Genomic DNA, 15,957 nt, shown 5'->3' on the forward strand with positions numbered 1-15,957 from the left:
GACCGTGTCGACGAGAAGAAGACTAACCATCCCAGGATCCAATGTCTACTCCGACAAGCATAGATTTTCGCACGCAGGGGTCACCGGCAGGGCCCTCACCGCCGTATGCCGTCTCTCCGTGTCCGGGGGCGGCAAGGGGCGACTGCCGGTGACCCCTGCGTGCGAAAATCTATGCTTGTCGGAGTAGACATTGGATCCTGGGATGGTTAGTCTTCTTCTCGTCGACACGGTCAAGTGAGACCCGGCAGACACGAACTGCCGGGTAGCAGTACCTGAAGTTGCAGGTCAGTGCGGATCTGGAGCTCCGGAGCCAACGCGTTTGCACCACGGTGACGGGGCTGAGAACCGCACTGGGCAGCCCGCAGGTCGAGGGGCTGCCAACAGCATCACCGAGCAGTACCGCAGTACCCGTACATCAGGTGGTTGGTTCAGAGGAAGGACGGAGGAGTTAGACGCCATCAGGATCGCCCGGCCCGAGAAGCTCTCGGTCCGGGTACCGCAAGACGACCCGGAATGGAAGGTGGTCCCCGGTCACGCAGCCGCGATCCTCGCACCCCTCCCCTTACCGGGCCGGGTAGCGCAAACAGAAGGTCGGCGCAGCATTAGGGCCGACAGATGGTGTTCAATTTCCTTCGGGGCTCTGGTGCCGTACGGCACCAGGGCCCCTCGACGCGTTGTACAACGAGGTGACATGGCAGCAGATACTCCACTCGGCGATCGTCTGGATGACGACGACTACCCCGCATACACCATGGGCCGGGCCGCCGAAATGCTCGGCACCACCCCTGGCTTCCTCAGAGCCATCGGTGAGGCTCGTCTGATCACTCCGCTCCGTTCGGAGGGCGGTCATCGCCGGTACTCCCGCTACCAACTGCGGATCGCCGCCCGCGCCCGCGAACTCGTCGACAGGGGAACCCCGATCGAGGCTGCTTGCCGCATCGTCATCCTCGAGGACCAGCTCGAGGAAGCTCAGCGCATCAACGCCGAGTACCGCCGTGCCGCGAACGAGGCTTCCGGCATTTCCAGTCCCGGTTCGAGCTGATCGTGCGGGCGCGGGCGGGCCGGCTCGAGCCCGCCCGACGACCGATCTGAAAGCCAGGCGGAGCGCGAGCTCGATCTCGTCACCCTCTCCGACGTGCTTCAGGGCGGCTACCAGGCGAGTGCGTCCTTCGCGTTGTCCTGCCAGTAGGTGAAGGTGGCAGCGCTGTTGAAGAAGACGCCGCCCTTCGGCAGCTTCAGGGTCCTTTCCTTGTTGATCGCGTTGCCCTTCCTGTCGGTGAAGAACACGCCCAGGGTCTTCTCCTTGGCTCCGCCTTCGCCGTCGGGGGGTGGACGTCGTGATGCCCGCGTACGCGGACCGGCCCGGCTTGAGCGTCACCACGGCCTGCGGCGTGGTCTCCTCGGCCCATGGCAGGGGGGCCTGGGCGTCGGCGGCGGCCCTCAGGTAGGGGGCGATGCAGGCGTAGCAGGGCTTGGTGCCGGTGTTGGTGGCCTTGAGCAGCAGGTGGTTGATCGGGCGGGACACCTCGGTGACGGTCAGCGGCAGCAGCCGCCGAACTGACCGAGCTGGGTGACGGCGGTGAAGGCCACACGGCGGGACAGGATGCCGCCGGCGAAGTCGACGATGCCGTAACACACGGCGGACATCAGCGCGAGAAGGGCACCCAGAAGTGCCCCCGAAACGGGGTGAACCGCTGCCGCGGCACTGCGTGAGGCGGTTGGTGCGCTGCGGGTGTACGGCGAGCGTCCGGGGGTAGTCGAGGCGGGCTGGTGAGGGAGCGGCGCATCGCCTGGGGAGGTCGAGCGCCGCTCCCTGCCGGAAGGGGGCACCGTCCTGCGGCTTCCGACCCAGTGCTGGGTGTCATGTCACCGTGGCGGGAACCCGGCGGCCATGAACACTGAGACAGGGGTGCGGCCATGAAAGACGCCGAGAGTGGGATCCGGGGGTCGTACTGGCTCGAGACGGCGCCGCCCGTCCATCCCGCGCCGCCGCCGTCCGGTGACCTTTCCGTGGAGGTCGCCGTGGTCGGCGGTGGCATCGCCGGGCTCAGTACGGCCTGGGAGCTGGTCCGGCAGGGGCGTGAGGTGGCGGTGCTGGAGGCGGACCGGCTGGCCGCCGGGGTGACCGGGCACACCACGGCCAAGCTGACCGCCCTGCACACCCTGATCTACGACCACCTGCGCCGGACCCGCGGCCCCGAGGGCGCGCGGCTCTACGCGCTGTCGCAGAGCGAGGCGATCCGGCATGCCGCCGGGATCGTGGCCGAGCTGGGCATCGACTGTGAGTGGGAGGAAGCGGCGGCTTTCACGTACGCGCAGAACCCCACGCGGGGGGAGGAACTACGCGCGGAAGCCCGGGCGGCGCGGGAGGCCGGGCTGCCCGCCGAGTTCGTCACGGAGACGGACCTGCCCTTCGGGGTGGCCGGGGCGGTCCGGGTGAGCGGGCAGGCTCAGTTCCATCCCCGCAAGTACCTGCTGGCACTGGCGGACGACCTGCGCCGGCGCGGCGGCACGGTGTACGAGGGGACACGGGTCGTGGGCCTCACCGAGGGCGAGCCCTGTGTGCTGGAGACGGACGCGGGGGTGTCGGTGCGTGCCGACACGGTCGTGGTCGCCACCCACTATCCCGTCTTCGACCGGGCCCTGCTGTTCACCCGGCTCTCCCCGCGCCGGGAGCTGGTCGTGGCCGGGACCGTCGACGAGGACCGGGCCCCGCGCGACATGTACATCACGCCGGAGCAGGGCACGCGGTCCGTGCGCAGCGCACCCCACGGGGACGGCAAACGCCTGCTGATCGTCACCGGCGAACACTTCACGCCCGGCTCCGCCGACGTCGAGCAGCGTTTCGCCCGGCTCTCCGACTGGGCCGACAAGCACTTCCCCGGGCTGACGTTCACCCACCGCTGGGCCACCCAGGACAACGACTCCACCGACTCCGTGCCCCTGGTCGGGCCGCTCCACCCCGGCAGCCGCCACACCTACGTGGCCACCGGTTTCGGCGGCTGGGGTCTGAGCGGCGGCATCATGGCGGGCCGCCTGATCAGCGACCTCGTCGGGGGACGTGAGGTCGAGTGGGCCGGTTTGTACGACCCTCGGCGCCTGGGCCCGGTGATCCGCGAGGGGGTGTCGTTCCTGAGGCACCAGGCTCAGGTCGCCCGGCACTTCATCGGCGACCGGCTGCCGACGCTGACCGGAACGCGGCCGGAGGACATCGTCCCGGGCGACGGCGCCGTGGTGAGGCTCGGCGGGCATCCGTGCGCCGTTCACCGCGACGAGAGCGGGCAGCTCCAGGCCGTGTCCGCCACCTGTACCCACCTCGGCTGTCTCGTCGCCTTCAACCGTGCCGAGCAGGCGTGGGAATGCCCGTGTCACGGTTCCCGCTTCGCCCCGGACGGCCGGATCCTCCAGGGGCCCGCCGTGAAGCCGCTGGAGAAGCGGGATCTGTGAGGCGCACGGGGGGTCCCGGACGCTTGGATCAGGGCAGTTCCGCGCTGTCGAGGCTGAGCAGTTCCATGAGCTGGGGCCGGTGGAGGCCGGCGATGTCCTCGAGCAGGTCGGGATGGCGCAGCAGAGCGGCGGCTTCGGTGTCCCACTTCCCGGGGTCGGTCAGCCGCCGCAGGCCGTCGACCGACTCGTGTTCGCTCACGGAGTGGGCCTGGCGGGCGGCGTGGGTGGCCAGGGCGGGGTCGGCCAGGAGGCAGGCCGCCCAGCTGACGACGGTTTCGTCGATCCAGGTCCGCCAGGCGGTGTCGTCGGGCTGCGGCTCGCATCCGGTGAGCCAGTCCAGGCGATGGGATCCGCTGGGTGCGAGCAGGTGGAGCAGCTGCACGTCGAGGTCGGTGGGGAACCGCAGGGTGGCGGCGAGGGCGACGGCCTGGCGGGCCTGGGCCTCGGCCAGCGCCCGGCTGAGCGCGCCGCCGGGGGCGGGATAGGCGGCGAGGAGCCAGCGGGTGGAAGCGGTTATGACAGGTGTCAGATCGTCGGTCACGGCGGCGGGTCCCTTGGGAACGTGCTCGCCTGTGGCCGTGTCCGGCAGATCGGTCCCGCGAGCTGTTTCGCGGAGCCACGCTGCCCCGCTCGTGACCCACCAGCGTAGGCAGCCGGACCCGAAGAGGGAATGAGCCACATCACAGGAGGTCAGGCGTCCGGGTTCCCGATCAGGAACCCGGACGTGTGCCGCCTGCCCCTGCGGGGGTGGGTCAGGACCTGCCGCGGCCGGTGATGAAGTCGCGGGCCCGGTCCACCAGACCGGCGCCCGGGGCGAGGAGCTTGTTCGCGGGCGGAGTGTTCGGGGCCGCGGGGTGCGGGCGGGTCGGGGCCAGGGACTTGGCCCGGCGGATCTTGTCTCCGAGGTCGTTCAGCGCCTCGGGAGAGCAAGCCTGCCGCAGCATCGGGAAGAGGTTGTCCTCCTCGTCCTGGACGTGGGCGGCGACCTCGTCCATGAGCTGCTGCAGCAGCGGGCTCATCCGGGAGTCCTCGGTGTCCGTCTTCTCCAGCTGCTTGAGGATCTTCTCGACGCGGCTGTGGTCCGCGATCTCCTTGTCCGCGATCCGGTCGCCGCCGTCGATGTGCTCGCGTACCGCCGGGTACAGGTACTCCTCCTCGGCGATCGAGTGCCGTACCAGCTCGATGGTGACCTCGTCCACGAGGTCACGGAGTTCCTGCCCGCCGCCCGGCATCATCTGGATCCGGGCGAACATCTTCTCGACCTCCCGGTGGTCGGCCATCAGTTCCGCAAGCGCGTCTCCGCCATGCCCCATCGTGTGTCCGCCTCTCGCTGGTCGTGCTCGGCCGGGACGATCCCGCCCAGCTGTCACTGGTTCCCGATCCGGCCGGACGCGGCGCAGCCCAGGGCGAGGTCCACCCGGTCGGACGCCTCGGCCATTACCTCGGCACTCGGTGACCGTCGCACGTAGAAGGGCCGGTGGGCGGGTTATTTGGCGCCGCCGCCTCCGCTGCCGAAGGATCCGCTGGAGCCGGGCTCCCAGCGCGGGCGGGTCTGGTTCTCGCCGGGCCTGCTGGGGGCGTTTCCGAGCTGGTGCGGGGTGAGGCGGTCGTCGTCGCCGGTCGCCCGGGGCACTTCGTTCGGCTCGCGCATGTTCTGTTCCTCCCGCACCGGCCCCGAGGGCGGCGGTGTGGGGTGGTCCCCGCGACGCGGTGGCGGGGACTCCTTGCGCCGGGCGCCGATTCCGAAGCGTACGGCGCCCACCAGTGCGGCCGTGAGGAGAAGACCGCAGACGATGATGACGACCGCCCCTGCTACCGAGCCGGCGGCGGCCAGTTGCTCATGGGTCGTGTGCATGGGCGCCGGGTACCCGCCGGCCCGCAGCGAATGCCAGGGCGAAGGGTCATGGCTGACGTGGCGTGCACCGGGGCATCGGTAGCGTCGCACGGAGTGGACGAAATTCCGTGTGTCGGCCATGCCGGTGTGCGTGGCCAGACAAAGCGGAGAGTCGTCTCCGGGATTGCCTCGTCCTTCCGGGGCATCCGGTAGGACATGGCTACTGGATCGGCAACGGCGCGCGGACGCGGACTCGGTCAGGCTCAACGTGCGGCGAACAGCAGAGCGGTCGCGGCAGCGGCCCGTGCAGGCTTCGTCGCCCGCGGGGTCCTCTACGCACTCATCGGCGTTCTCTCACTGCGGATCGCCTTCTCCGGAGGGGGCCAGCAGGCCGACCGGGGCGGCGCGATCGCCGAAATCGCCCAAAAGCCCTTCGGCGCCGTACTGTTGTGGCTGCTCGGAATCGCCCTGGCCGGGATGGCCCTGTGGCGGCTGTCCGAGGCCGCCTTCGGGCAGGCGGGTCCCGACGGCGCGAAGCCGGGCAGGAGGGCGATGGCCGCGGGCCGTTTCTGCTTCTACGGATTCGTCGCATACTCCGTGCTCTCCTACGCCGCCGGGGACAAGGGCAGCGGCAGCGGCAGTTCCGACAAGAACTCCCAGGACGTCACGGCGAAGGCGTTGGACTGGCCCGGAGGGCAGTGGATCGTCGGCGTCGCGGGTGCCGCGGTGACCGCTGCCGGCGTCTGGATCGCCGTCCGGGCCCTGATGCGCAAGTTCGAGAAGCACCTGAGGATGTCGGAGATGTCGCAGCGGACGCGTAAGTTCGTGGCCTTCTTCGGTATGTTCGGCGGCACGGCCCGGGGCATCGTCTTCGCCACCGCGGGCTGTTTCGCCATCGCCGCGGCCGTCCGGCACGAGCCCGGCGAGGCCAAGGGCATGGACGACACGCTGCGTACGTTCGCCGACACCCCTGCGGGCCCCTGGCTGCTGGCGCTGATAGCGGTCGGCCTCATGGCCTTCGGGGTCTTCTCCTGCGCCAACGCACGCTGGCGCAACGTCTGACAGCCGCCGGTAGAACGCGGCACACGACGAGTACAGGACGAGGAAGAACGCGCAGGTGACGGATCCTCTCGTCTCCGGCGGGGCTTGGCCGGCCACCGTCTCCAAACCGGCGCGGAAGGCCAGTTGCCGGCCGACTCCGGAGACCGCGCCGCCGACGGTCAGGAGTGCCAGGTCGGAGGTGAGCAGTGCCATGGCCACGACGACCATGCCGAGGATCAGACCGGCGCAGCCGAGCAGGAGCGAGCGGCGTTCGCTACCCATCGACTCCGCGCCCCGGCGGGCGCAGGTCTGGCTACTTGGCTGCCTCGGCCTCGTGTGCGCGGCCCGTCCGGCGCCGCGGCGAAGTAGGGGCTCGAACGTACGCGGACCTCGCTCTCCCTGGTGGTCGACGACCACCGTGACGCCGCGCCGCTGACCGGCGCACCGGCCCGCGCCGCCCGACGGTTTTACCTCGGCATTACCTCCCCATGACCGAATGACTACAGATCTGTAGTCATGATGGATCGGTTCTTGGTTAGGTATGCCTACGCTAATGAAGCTGTCAGTGGCGGAGGTCGGGCAGGGAGAGCCGCATGTGGGATGACGCGTTTCCGAGCTTCCTGATCGGACTGCGGGAAGGACTCGAAGCCGGACTCGTCGTCTCCATCCTCGTGGCCACTCTCGTCAGGGCCGACGCCCGCTCCCGTCTGCCGCAGGTGTGGACGGGCGTGCTCGCGGCGATCACGCTCGCGATGAGCTTCGGTGCGGTCCTCACCTTCACCGCCGCGTCCCTGTCCGCGACCGCTCAGGAGGCGTTCGGCGGCACACTCAGTGTGATCGCGGTCGCGTTCGTCACCGCGATGGTGTTCTGGATGCGCCGCTCGGCCCGCACGCTGTCCGGCGAGATCAAGGAGAGGGTCACCGGGGCGCTGACCATGGGCGCGGGGGTCCTGATCCTCACCTCCTTCCTCGCCGTGGGCCGGGAGGGCCTGGAGACCGCGTTGTTCCTGTGGACCACCGCCCAGGCGGCCGGCGAGTCGGCCGGTCCCCTGACCGGCGCCGCGGTCGGCCTGGTCCTGTCGGCAGCCCTGTGCTGGGCTCTCTACCGGCGGGTCCTGAAGATCAACCTGACGAAGTTCTTCACCGCCACCGGTGCCGTCCTGATCGTCATCGCGGCCGGCGTCCTCGGCTACGGCCTGCGCGATCTGCAGGAGGGCGGTGTGCTGCCCGGCAGGACGGCCTACGCGATCGACCTGAGCGGCAGCGTCGACGCCGGCTCCTGGTACAGCACGCTGGTCCAGGGCGTGTTCAACCTGACGCCGACCATGACCTGGCTGCAGGTCGCCGGCTACGTCGGTTACCTCGCCACGGTGATGACGCTGTTCGTCCGCGGAGTGCGTGCCCCGGCAGCAGGGCCCGCCGCCCGGAAGGCGGTCTCCGCACAGGGCGCCCCGTCGGTGCGCCGCCGCCCCGGCTGGGTGGTCCCCGTCGCCGTCGTCACCGTCCCCGCCGTGATCGCGGGCCTCGCCGTCGCCTTCGGCCGGCCCAAGCCCGCCGCGGCGCAGACCGTCGCCGTCTCCGGGAAGGAGTGCGGCAACGGCTTCTCCGCGCCGAAGCCGGGCCGGCAGACCTTCCAGATGCACAACACCGGCGACAAGACCTCCGAGGTGTATCTCGTCGACCCGGACACCAACGCGGTCTACGGCGAGATCGAGGGCCTGGCCCCCGGCACCACCCGTGCCCTGGTCGCCACCGTGGCCGGCGGCACGTACGCCTGGCGGTGTGTCCCCACCGGCGGCACCGCGGTCACCTCCAAGGCCGTCCGTGTCACCGGTGGGGGAGCGGCGAAGGCGGTCGTGCCGGTCTCCGCGCGGGACCTGGCCACACCCCTGAAGCAGTACAGGGCGTACGTCGACCAGGGCCTGGCCACTCTCGTCGCCCAGACCCGCTCGCTCGCCGCCGACATCAAGGGCGGCCACCTCGACCGGGCCCGCACCGACTGGCTCACCGCCCACCGCACCTACGCCTCCCTCGGCGCCGCCTACGGCACGTTCGAGGACTTCGACCAGAAGATCAACGGCAGGGCCGACGGACTGCCCGGCGGCGTTCATGACAAGGACTTCACCGGCTTCCACCGCCTCGAGTACGGCCTGTGGCACGGTGAGTCCGCGGCCGCGCTCGCGGGCCCGGCCCAGCAACTCGCCGCCGATGTCGCGGGGTTGCGCGAAGCCTTTCCGCGCCAGGACTTCGACCCCTCCGACCTGCCGCTGCGGGCCCACGAAATCCTCGAGAACACCCTGCAGTTCGAGCTGACCGGCGACACCGACGAGGGCAGCGGCACCAACCTCGCCACCGCCGACGCCAACCTCGCCGGCACCCGCGAGCTGCTCGCCGTACTCGAACCGCTGCTGACCACCCACTCCCCGCACCTGCTGCCGACCCTCGACTCGGACATCGCCCGGCTGCAGAAGCTTCTCGACGCCGCCCACCACGGCGGCTCCTGGACCCCCGTCAGCGGCCTCGACGCGACCGCCCGGGCGCGTGTCGACGGAGCCACCGGCCAGCTCCTGGAAGACCTCTCCCCGGTGCCGGACCTGCTGGAGATCCGGAAGTCAGCCTGATGCCCACCCCCGCACCCCGCCACAGCGTCGACCCCGTACCCAGGGAAGGGAACGCCCCCATGCCGTCCGCCGAATCCACCGCCCCGCAGGGCGGCTGCCCCGCCGGTACCGGCCGCCGCTCGTTCGTGAAGACGGCCCTCGGCGCCGGAGCCGCCGGAGCGGTCCTGGCCGGCGGCGGCCTCGCGCTCGCGGAGAGCGGTGGCGGCACCGCCGACGCGGCTACGCAGACGGAGAACGCCGCCAGGGTCCCCTTCCACGGCACCCACCAGGCCGGCATCGTCACCCCCGCCCCCTCGGCCGCCACCTTCGTCTCCTTCGACGTGATCGCCGACGACCGCGACGCACTGGCCGATCTGCTGAAGACGATCACCAGCCGCGCCCGCTTCCTCACCTCCGGCGGCACCCCCGCCGACCTCGGCGTCGGCGCCCCGCCCGCCGACAACGGCATCCTCGGCCCGACCGTCCCCGCCGACGGCCTCACCGTCACGGTCGGCGTCGGCGCGTCCCTGTTCGACGACCGCTACGGCCTCGCGAAGGCCAGGCCCCGCAGCCTGACCCCGATGCGGACCTTCCCCAACGACAACCTGAAGGCCGCCGAGTGTCACGGTGACCTGTCCCTGCAGATCTGCGCCCACCGGCAGGACACCGTTCTGCACGCGCTGCGCGACATCGCCAAGCACACCCGCGGCGCCCTGCAGATCAAGTGGCGTATCGACGGTTTCCAGAACACCCCGCGGCCCACCGGCGCGCAGCGCAACCTGCTCGGGTTCAAGGACGGCATCGCCAATCCCGACGTCACTTCCGCTCGCGAGACCAACCGCCTCGTCTGGGCGGGCGACGGCGAGCCCGCCTGGGCCGCGGGCGGCAGCTACCAGGTGATCCGCGTCATCCGCATGCTGGTGGAGTTCTGGGACCGCGTCTCGCTCACCGAGCAGGAGAAGATGTTCGGCCGCCGCAAGGACACCGGCGCCCCGCTCGACGGGGCCAAGGAGACCGACATCCCCAACTACGCCAAGGACCCGCAGGGCAACGCGATACCGCTGGACGCCCACATCCGCCTCGCCAACCCACGCACCGCCAAGACCGACAGCACCCGCATCCTGCGCCGCGGCTACAACTACGACCGTGGGATCGACGACGTCGGCAACCTCGACATGGGCCTGGTCTTCTGCTGCTACCAGCAGGACGTCAAGCGGCAGTTCGAGGCCACCCAGACCCGCCTGATCGACGAACCCCTCGTCGACTACATCTCACCCACCGGCGGCGGCTACTTCTTCGCCCTGCCCGGAGTCCGCGACAGCAAGGACTGGCTGGGCCGCGGGCTACTCGCCACCTGACCCCGCGACCTCGGGCCCGCCCAAGCCGTTCAGGCCGCCTGCCATGGGGCGCGTCCCGAATCCGTGGCGTCCTTGCGGGTCACCGACAGACATGGAGGCGCCCAGCGGACGGGTGAGGATGTAGGCGGTCCAGAAGCTCCACACCGCGTCCGGGCCGAGGGTGAAGGGGGCGATCGCCACCGCCGCGGTGGACAGGGCGAACAGAACCGCGGACAGCCCGTGGCCGAGGTCCATGCGCTCGGAGACCAGGTGTCGCCGGCGGCGGTGCCGAGGGCGAACGTGAACAGCACGGCCGGCCAGTAGAACGACCCGCGGCCGGTGGCAGAGCCGGCCAACGCTCGCTCTCAGTCGGCGTTGGGCCTGGCGAGGCCGTGGTCGTAGGCGAAGATCACGGCCTGGATGCGGTCGCGGGCGCCGATCTTGGCGAGGACGCGGCCGACATGGGTCTTGACGGTGGACTCGGACAGGACGAAGCGGGTGGCGATCTCGCCGTTGGTCCAGCCCTTGCCGATGGCGACGAGGATCTCGCGTTCGCGGTCGGTGAGGGAGCCGAGCCTGGAGTCCTCGCCGGCTTCCCCGCGGCGGGCGGGGACGTAGCGCGCGAACTCGTCCAGGAGGCGGCGGGTGAGCGCCGGGGCGATGACCGCGTCGCCGGCGGCGACGGCCCGGATGCCCGCGAGGAGTTCGTCGGGGCGCACGTCCTTCAGCAGGAAACCGCTGGCACCGGCGCGGAGCGCGGCGTGGACGTACTCGTCGAGGTCGAAGGTGGTGAGCACGAGGACACGCGAACGCTCACCGGCCGCTGCGATACGGCGGGTGGCCTCGATGCCGTCCATGCCGGGCATGCGTACGTCCATCAGGACCACGTCCGGACGCAGTTCGGCCGTCTTGCGCACGGCCTCGGTCCCGTGGGCGGCCTCCCCCACGACCTCGGTCTCGGGGATGGAGTCCAGCAGCATGCGGAAGCCGTACCGCTGCAGCGGCTGGTCGTCCACGATGAGCACGGTCGTCACCGGGCACCGCCTTCGGGGGTCAGGTCGAGGACGGCCTCGACGCTCCATCCTCCGCCGGCCGCCGGACCGGCGCTGACGGTACCGCCGTACAGAGCCGCTCGTTCCCGCATGCCCACCAGGCCGTGTCCTTCCTCGTGCGGTCCGGGCAGGGTGATGGCCGGGCCGGTGTCCTGGACCCGGATGGTCAGCCGGGTGTCCGTCTCGATGATCGCCAGGTGCACCCGGGCGTCGGTGTCGGCGTGCTTGAGGGTGTTGGTGAGGGCTTCCTGGACGATGCGGTACACCGTCAGCTGCACCCCGCTGTCCAGGGCTTCCACGTCGCCGGAGGTCCGGTAGACGACCTCAAGACCGGCGGCGCGCACCTTGGCGCACAGCGCGTCGATGTCCGCGATGCCGGGCTGCGGGCTGAGTTCGGGGCCGCCCCGGGGACCGTCCGCCGGCTCGCGCAGCACGCCGAGCACGCGGCGCAGTTCGCCGAGGGCCTGGCGGCCGGTGTCCCCGATGAGCCGGAGGGCTTCCTTGCCGCGTTCGGGTGCGAGGTCGGTGGCGTAGGCGCCGGCGTCGGCGAGCGTGATGATGACGGACAGGTTGTGGCCGACGATGTCGTGCATCTCGCGGGCGACGCGGGTGCGTTCGGTGGCCGTGGCCAGTCTGCTGCGCTGGTCGCGCTCGATCTCCAGCCGGGCGGCCCGGTCGCGCAGTCCGGCGAGCTGGGCGCGTCGGATCCTTACCATCAGGCCGAGCGCGAGGGCCGCGGTCGCCGTGCTGAGCAGGAAGAACAGCGCGTCCCAGACGGACACCGCGGCGGACGCGCGCACGGCGACCAGCACCATGGCACCCGCCGTGGCGGCGCAGGCCCACGGCAGCTGCCGCCACTTTCCGTGCAGGGCCAGGCTGTACAGGGCGACGAAGAGGGCGACGTCCGCGCGCAGCGCGGCGCCCAGGGACCACTGGAGGACGAACACCGCGGCGATGACACCGAAGGCCGCCACGGGCCTCCTCCGCCGCCACAGCAGGGGCAGCACGAGTCCGGCCTGCAGCGTCAGCATTCCCGCGACGGGCAGCTGGGTGAAGGCGAGCCGGAAATGCCGGCCGTCGCCGTCGCCGCCGTCGCCGCCGCCGTGGGGGAACAGGTCGGGCAGGCAGAACATCAGGAAGACCAGGGCCACGACCGCGGTGTCCAGCACCCACGGATGCGCCCGGTCGGCATGCCGCAACCGCTGGCCGCCCCGGGACAGCCGGGCGACCAGCGGTCCCATCCCGCTGAGGTCATCGGTGCTCACGGACGTCACCTGTCCATGATGCGGTCGTCACACGTCGCTGCGCGTGAGCCGGTACGCCGCTCCGGCCAGTGCCAGCGCCGTCCAGCAGAGGAAGACCAGCAGTCCCGCGCCCGGTGACAGGGTCGTGGAGTCGTGGGTCAGGGCGAACATCGACTCCCCCGCGTTGGAGGGCAGGTAGGGGCTGATGTTGTCCTGCCAGGAGCTGGGCAGCAGGGAGATCAGTCCCGGGATCAGCATCAGGGCGGCCACCAGGACCGAGATCCCGCCGGCCACCGATCGCAGCAGCGCGCCCAGGGCGGTGCCGATCACCCCGACCAGGCCGAGATAGAGCCCGGCGCCGAGCAGGCTGCGCAGGACACCCGCGTGCGAGAGGCCCATGGCGGCGGGCGTGCCCGAGACGATCCCGCTCCCGATCAGGAAGGTGACGAAGGCACCGACGGTTGCCACGGCCAGCGCGACCAGCCCGAACACGGCCGCCTTGGACCACAGCACCGGCAGCCGCCGGGGCACCGCCGCGAGCGTCGAGCGGATCATGCCGGTCGAGTACTCACCGGCCGTGACCAGCACGCCGAGCACGCCGAGGGCCAGCTGGGCGAAGTTCGTACCGAAGAGGGACAGGCTGACGGCCGTCCGGTCGGCGAAGTCATGGTCGAGGTGGCCGGAGTTGAACCCCGACTTGTAGCGGCTCGCGGCGATCAGGCCGAACGCCACCATGAACAGCAGGGCGAGGCCCAGGGTGATCCAGGTCGAGCGCAGGGACCACAGCTTCGCCCACTCCGAGGCGAGGACCCGCCGTCCCGTCACCCGGTAGGCGGGGCGGTCCGGGGCGGTCCTGGGTTCCTCGACGGTTGCGGTGAGGGTGCTCATGCGGGCCTCCCGAGGGTCTCGATCCCGGTCGTGGAGCCGTGGTACTCCACGGCGTCCCTGGTCAGGTCCATGAACGCCTCCTCCAGTGACACCGTCCGCGCGCTCAGCTCGAACAGCGCGATCCCGTGCTCCGCCGCCTTCAGGCCGATCTCGCGGGCACTCAGCCCGGTCACCTGGAGCTCCTCGGAGCCGATCCGGCCGGTGACGTCGACGCCCGGCCCGGCCAGCACGTCCCGCAGCCGCGCCGGGTCCTGCGACGCGACCTGCACCGTGTCGCCGCCCGCCTCGCGGATCAGGTCGCCCACGGTCGTGTCGGCCAGCAGCCGCCCACGCCCCACGATGATCAGGTGGTCCGCGACCAGAGCCATCTCGCTCATCAGGTGCGAGGAGACGAAGACCGTGCGGCCCTCGTCGGCGAGCGCCTTCAGCAGATTACGGATCCAGAGCACGCCCTCCGGGTCCAGCCCGTTGACCGGCTCGTCCAGCATCACCGTCTGCGGATCGCCCAGCAGAGCCGCCGCGATGCCGAGCCGCTGGCCCATCCCGAGGGAGAAGGCGCCGGCCCGCTTGTTCGCGACGCTGCCGATGCCCGCGAGGTCGATGACCTCGTCGACCCGGCGGCTCGGAATGCCGTGGGTCAGCGCGAGGGCTCGGAGGTGGTTGTGGGCCGAGCGGCCCGGGTGGATCGACTTCGCCTCCAGCAGGGCGCCGACCTCCTGGAGGGGGGCCTGGTGGCGGGCGTAGTGCTGTCCGTTGACGGTGACGGAGCCGTTCGTCGGGGCGTCCAGGCCGACGATCATGCGCATCGTCGTGGACTTGCCCGCGCCGTTGGGCCCCAGAAAGCCGGTCACCGTGCCCGGCTTCACGACGAAGTCCAGCCCGTCGACGGCCGTCTTCTCGCCGTACCTCTTGGTCAGCTGCCGTGCCTCGATCATCCGCGTTCTCCCTGTTGGGCTCGGGCGTCGGTCGCCTTCTGCGCCTCACAGGCCACGCTAAGAGCCGCATCGGCCGATCCCGTGGTACCGGAAGCCTGAACCGTGCCGGCCGCGTGGTACCGCGGTACTACGCCCCTACCTGCGGTGCGGTGCGTGTTCGTCGGTTCCGTGGTGGTCGCAGCAGGCGTCGTCCGGCCGCTGCGGACGGTGCCCCGCCCACGCCGCGCCCGGCGTTCCGGCGTCCGCCGCGCACTGGGCCCGTACCGCGCTGTCGACCAGGTCCTCGCTGTCGGAGGCGGCGTTGGCGAGGCCCGCGCAGCACAGGGTGAGCAGGAGGGCGCCCGCCACGAAGGGCAGGGTGCGGCGCGGGGGAGGCGGGTCCAGCAGGGCCCGCACCCGCTGGGGCACGGCCCCGCCGGTCGCGGCCAGGGCGGCGGGGCGCGCCGCGCCGGCGGAGGCGAGTGCGGCCCGTCCGACGGCGCGGGCGACGACCGTACGGCTGCCGACGCGGGCGGCGGCCTCCTCGTCGGCCCAGCGCTCCAGGACGAAGCCACCTGCCTCGGCGAGGGGGCGCAGCAGCGGATTGGCGGCGGCCGTGAGCCGCCACACCGCCTGGAAGAGGTGGTGGCGGCCGCGGAGATGGGCCCGTTCGTGCGCCAGCAGCGCCTCCCGCTCCACGTCACCGAGGCAGCGCAGCATCCCACTGGAGACCACGATCCGTCCCGGGGCGCCCGGCAGCGCGAACGCCTGCGGAACCTCGTCGTCGACCACCGCCAGCTCGGTGTCTCCGGGCATCCGGCCGCATTCCCGCCGCGCCCACACGGCATGGCGGACCTGCCGTACGGCGGCCACGCCCAGCGACGCCAGCCCCGCCGCCAGGGCCAGGGCGCTGACGGCCGCTACGGACAGGGAGACCGGGTCCTCGGTACGCAGCGCGGCCACCGACCAGTGGCCCTCCTCCGCGACCTCGGGGATTTGCGCGAACCCCATGAACGCCAGCAGGGCCAGCGAGCCGAGCCAGCCGACCGCGGTCACCAGCGCGGTGCAGGCCAGGGCCCAGGCGGCAGGCCGTGGCGCCGGGCGCCGGGCGGCCCGGGGGGCGAGCACCGCGAGGACGACGGTGACCAGGAGCGGGATGTAGACGCTGATCGTCACCGGATCACGGCCCGTCGTCGCCGTGTCCGGCGTCCTGCCCGCCCAGCAGGCGGTGCAGCAACTGCTCGTCCTCCTGGGAGAGTTCGGACACGAAGCGGGACAGCACCGCCTCCCGGTCCGAGCCGCGCTTCAGCAGGCTGTGCATCTGCACGGCGGTCTGGGAGGCCTCGTCCCGGACGGGCGCGTAGGCGTAGCCACGGCCCTCGGGGTGCCGTACGAGCATGCCCTTGTCGTGCAGACGGGACAGGATCGTCAGCACCGTCGTGTAGGCGAGGTCCCCGGGCAGCCGCTCCAGGACCTGCCGTGCGGTCAGCGGCTGGTCTGCGGCCCACAGGGCGGCGAGAACGCCGCTCTCCAGCTCGCCGCGTGCCCTCCTGCCGCTCGCTCCGCTGCTTTCGTCGCTCTTGTGGTCGCGCACCGTCCA

At 71.5% G+C, this 15,957-nt stretch carries 15 protein-coding genes and 2 pseudogenes; 5 read left to right on the top strand and 12 right to left on the bottom strand.

What is annotated here, in order from left to right; all coding sequences use genetic code 11:
• Positions 1 to 691 precede the first annotated feature (691 nt).
• The gene (locus ABTY98_RS20165) at positions 692 to 1,042 is read left to right on the top strand and encodes a helix-turn-helix domain-containing protein (protein ID WP_352222290.1); all 351 of its coding nucleotides are present in this window, start codon (positions 692 to 694) and stop codon (positions 1,040 to 1,042) included.
• 107 nt (positions 1,043 to 1,149) lie between these two features.
• Here ABTY98_RS20165 and ABTY98_RS20170 read toward each other — a convergent pair whose 3' ends face one another.
• Together ABTY98_RS20170 and ABTY98_RS20175 are read right to left on the bottom strand one after the other, a co-directional pair.
• Positions 1,150 to 1,287: a hypothetical protein gene (locus ABTY98_RS20170; RefSeq protein ID WP_352222291.1), complete on the bottom strand. Its 138-nt coding sequence runs from the start codon at positions 1,285 to 1,287 to the stop codon at positions 1,150 to 1,152.
• Positions 1,288 to 1,360: 73 nt separating this feature from the next.
• A pseudogene (locus ABTY98_RS20175) lies at positions 1,361 to 1,525 on the bottom strand (DUF4232 domain-containing protein); the annotation flags it as partial.
• Positions 1,526 to 1,917: 392 nt separating this feature from the next.
• Here ABTY98_RS20175 and ABTY98_RS20180 point away from each other — a divergent pair.
• Positions 1,918 to 3,447: an FAD-dependent oxidoreductase gene (locus tag ABTY98_RS20180; protein WP_352222292.1), complete on the top strand. Its 1,530-nt coding sequence runs from the start codon at positions 1,918 to 1,920 to the stop codon at positions 3,445 to 3,447.
• Positions 3,448 to 3,475: 28 nt separating this feature from the next.
• Here the strand turns inward: ABTY98_RS20180 and ABTY98_RS20185 are convergent, their stop codons facing one another.
• The 3 genes from ABTY98_RS20185 to ABTY98_RS20195 all read right to left on the bottom strand — a co-directional run bounded on the left by ABTY98_RS20185 (position 3,476) and on the right by ABTY98_RS20195 (position 5,302).
• Positions 3,476 to 3,988: a hypothetical protein gene (locus ABTY98_RS20185; RefSeq protein ID WP_352222293.1), complete on the bottom strand. Its 513-nt coding sequence runs from the start codon at positions 3,986 to 3,988 to the stop codon at positions 3,476 to 3,478.
• A gap of 211 nt (positions 3,989 to 4,199) precedes the next feature.
• On the bottom strand, positions 4,200 to 4,760 hold the full coding sequence (locus ABTY98_RS20190; protein ID WP_352222294.1) for a hemerythrin domain-containing protein: 561 nt from the start codon (positions 4,758 to 4,760) through the stop codon (positions 4,200 to 4,202).
• 173 nt (positions 4,761 to 4,933) lie between these two features.
• On the bottom strand, positions 4,934 to 5,302 hold the full coding sequence (locus ABTY98_RS20195) for a DUF6479 family protein (RefSeq protein WP_352222295.1): 369 nt from the start codon (positions 5,300 to 5,302) through the stop codon (positions 4,934 to 4,936).
• Positions 5,303 to 5,497: 195 nt separating this feature from the next.
• Here ABTY98_RS20195 and ABTY98_RS20200 point away from each other — a divergent pair, with 195 nt between their 5' ends.
• From ABTY98_RS20200 to efeB, 3 genes are all read left to right on the top strand, one after another.
• Positions 5,498 to 6,343, top strand: a complete 846-nt coding sequence (locus ABTY98_RS20200; protein ID WP_352222296.1) for a DUF1206 domain-containing protein — start codon at positions 5,498 to 5,500, stop codon at positions 6,341 to 6,343.
• A gap of 572 nt (positions 6,344 to 6,915) precedes the next feature.
• The gene (gene efeU, locus ABTY98_RS20205; RefSeq protein WP_352222297.1) at positions 6,916 to 8,943 is read left to right on the top strand and encodes an iron uptake transporter permease EfeU; all 2,028 of its coding nucleotides are present in this window, start codon (positions 6,916 to 6,918) and stop codon (positions 8,941 to 8,943) included.
• A gap of 59 nt (positions 8,944 to 9,002) precedes the next feature.
• On the top strand, positions 9,003 to 10,280 hold the full coding sequence (efeB, locus tag ABTY98_RS20210; RefSeq protein WP_352222298.1) for an iron uptake transporter deferrochelatase/peroxidase subunit: 1,278 nt from the start codon (positions 9,003 to 9,005) through the stop codon (positions 10,278 to 10,280).
• Here efeB and ABTY98_RS20215 read toward each other — a convergent pair.
• The 7 genes and pseudogenes from ABTY98_RS20215 to ABTY98_RS20245 form a co-directional block, all read right to left on the bottom strand.
• A pseudogene (locus ABTY98_RS20215) lies at positions 10,266 to 10,600 on the bottom strand (hypothetical protein); the annotation flags it as partial. The gene efeB and the pseudogene ABTY98_RS20215 sit on opposite strands and share 15 nt — an antisense overlap.
• Positions 10,601 to 10,624: 24 nt before the next feature.
• Positions 10,625 to 11,293 (bottom strand): response regulator, encoded by a 669-nt coding sequence (locus tag ABTY98_RS20220; RefSeq protein WP_352222299.1) that lies wholly within the window; start codon positions 11,291 to 11,293, stop codon positions 10,625 to 10,627.
• A complete protein-coding gene (locus ABTY98_RS20225) occupies positions 11,290 to 12,585 on the bottom strand; it encodes a sensor histidine kinase (protein WP_502994286.1) in 1,296 nt (431 codons plus the stop codon). The genes ABTY98_RS20220 and ABTY98_RS20225 overlap by 4 nt, the downstream gene beginning before the upstream one ends.
• 18 nt (positions 12,586 to 12,603) lie before the next feature.
• Positions 12,604 to 13,443 carry an ABC-2 transporter permease gene (locus ABTY98_RS20230; RefSeq protein ID WP_352222301.1) on the bottom strand — a complete coding sequence of 280 codons (840 nt, stop codon included), beginning with the start codon at positions 13,441 to 13,443 and terminating at the stop codon, positions 12,604 to 12,606.
• The gene (locus tag ABTY98_RS20235; RefSeq protein ID WP_352222302.1) at positions 13,440 to 14,378 is read right to left on the bottom strand and encodes an ATP-binding cassette domain-containing protein; all 939 of its coding nucleotides are present in this window, start codon (positions 14,376 to 14,378) and stop codon (positions 13,440 to 13,442) included. The genes ABTY98_RS20230 and ABTY98_RS20235 overlap by 4 nt, the downstream gene beginning before the upstream one ends.
• A 135-nt stretch (positions 14,379 to 14,513) precedes the next feature.
• Positions 14,514 to 15,533, bottom strand: coding sequence for a M56 family metallopeptidase (locus ABTY98_RS20240; RefSeq protein WP_352222303.1), 1,020 nt, complete (start codon positions 15,531 to 15,533; stop codon positions 14,514 to 14,516).
• 4 nt (positions 15,534 to 15,537) lie between these two features.
• On the bottom strand, positions 15,538 to 15,951 hold the full coding sequence (locus tag ABTY98_RS20245; RefSeq protein ID WP_352222304.1) for a BlaI/MecI/CopY family transcriptional regulator: 414 nt from the start codon (positions 15,949 to 15,951) through the stop codon (positions 15,538 to 15,540).
• Between the last annotated feature and the right edge of the window lie 6 nt (positions 15,952 to 15,957).

The organism is Streptomyces sp. NPDC096040, from assembly GCF_040303265.1.
Taxonomy (GTDB): domain Bacteria; phylum Actinomycetota; class Actinomycetes; order Streptomycetales; family Streptomycetaceae; genus Streptomyces.

What these genes read in the sequence shown, in the direction of transcription:
- ABTY98_RS20165 (WP_352222290.1), top strand. Translation starts at nt 692, where the DNA reads ATGGCAGCAGATACTCCACTCGGCGATCGTCTGGATGACGACGACTAC.
- ABTY98_RS20180 (WP_352222292.1), top strand. Translation starts at nt 1,918, where the DNA reads ATGAAAGACGCCGAGAGTGGGATCCGGGGGTCGTACTGGCTCGAGACG.
- ABTY98_RS20190 (WP_352222294.1), bottom strand. Translation starts at nt 4,760, where the DNA reads ATGGGGCATGGCGGAGACGCGCTTGCGGAACTGATGGCCGACCACCGG.
- ABTY98_RS20195 (WP_352222295.1), bottom strand. Translation starts at nt 5,302, where the DNA reads ATGCACACGACCCATGAGCAACTGGCCGCCGCCGGCTCGGTAGCAGGG.
- ABTY98_RS20200 (WP_352222296.1), top strand. Translation starts at nt 5,498, where the DNA reads ATGGCTACTGGATCGGCAACGGCGCGCGGACGCGGACTCGGTCAGGCT.
- efeU (WP_352222297.1), top strand. Translation starts at nt 6,916, where the DNA reads ATGTGGGATGACGCGTTTCCGAGCTTCCTGATCGGACTGCGGGAAGGA.
- efeB (WP_352222298.1), top strand. Translation starts at nt 9,003, where the DNA reads ATGCCGTCCGCCGAATCCACCGCCCCGCAGGGCGGCTGCCCCGCCGGT.
- ABTY98_RS20230 (WP_352222301.1), bottom strand. Translation starts at nt 13,443, where the DNA reads ATGAGCACCCTCACCGCAACCGTCGAGGAACCCAGGACCGCCCCGGAC.
- ABTY98_RS20235 (WP_352222302.1), bottom strand. Translation starts at nt 14,378, where the DNA reads ATGATCGAGGCACGGCAGCTGACCAAGAGGTACGGCGAGAAGACGGCC.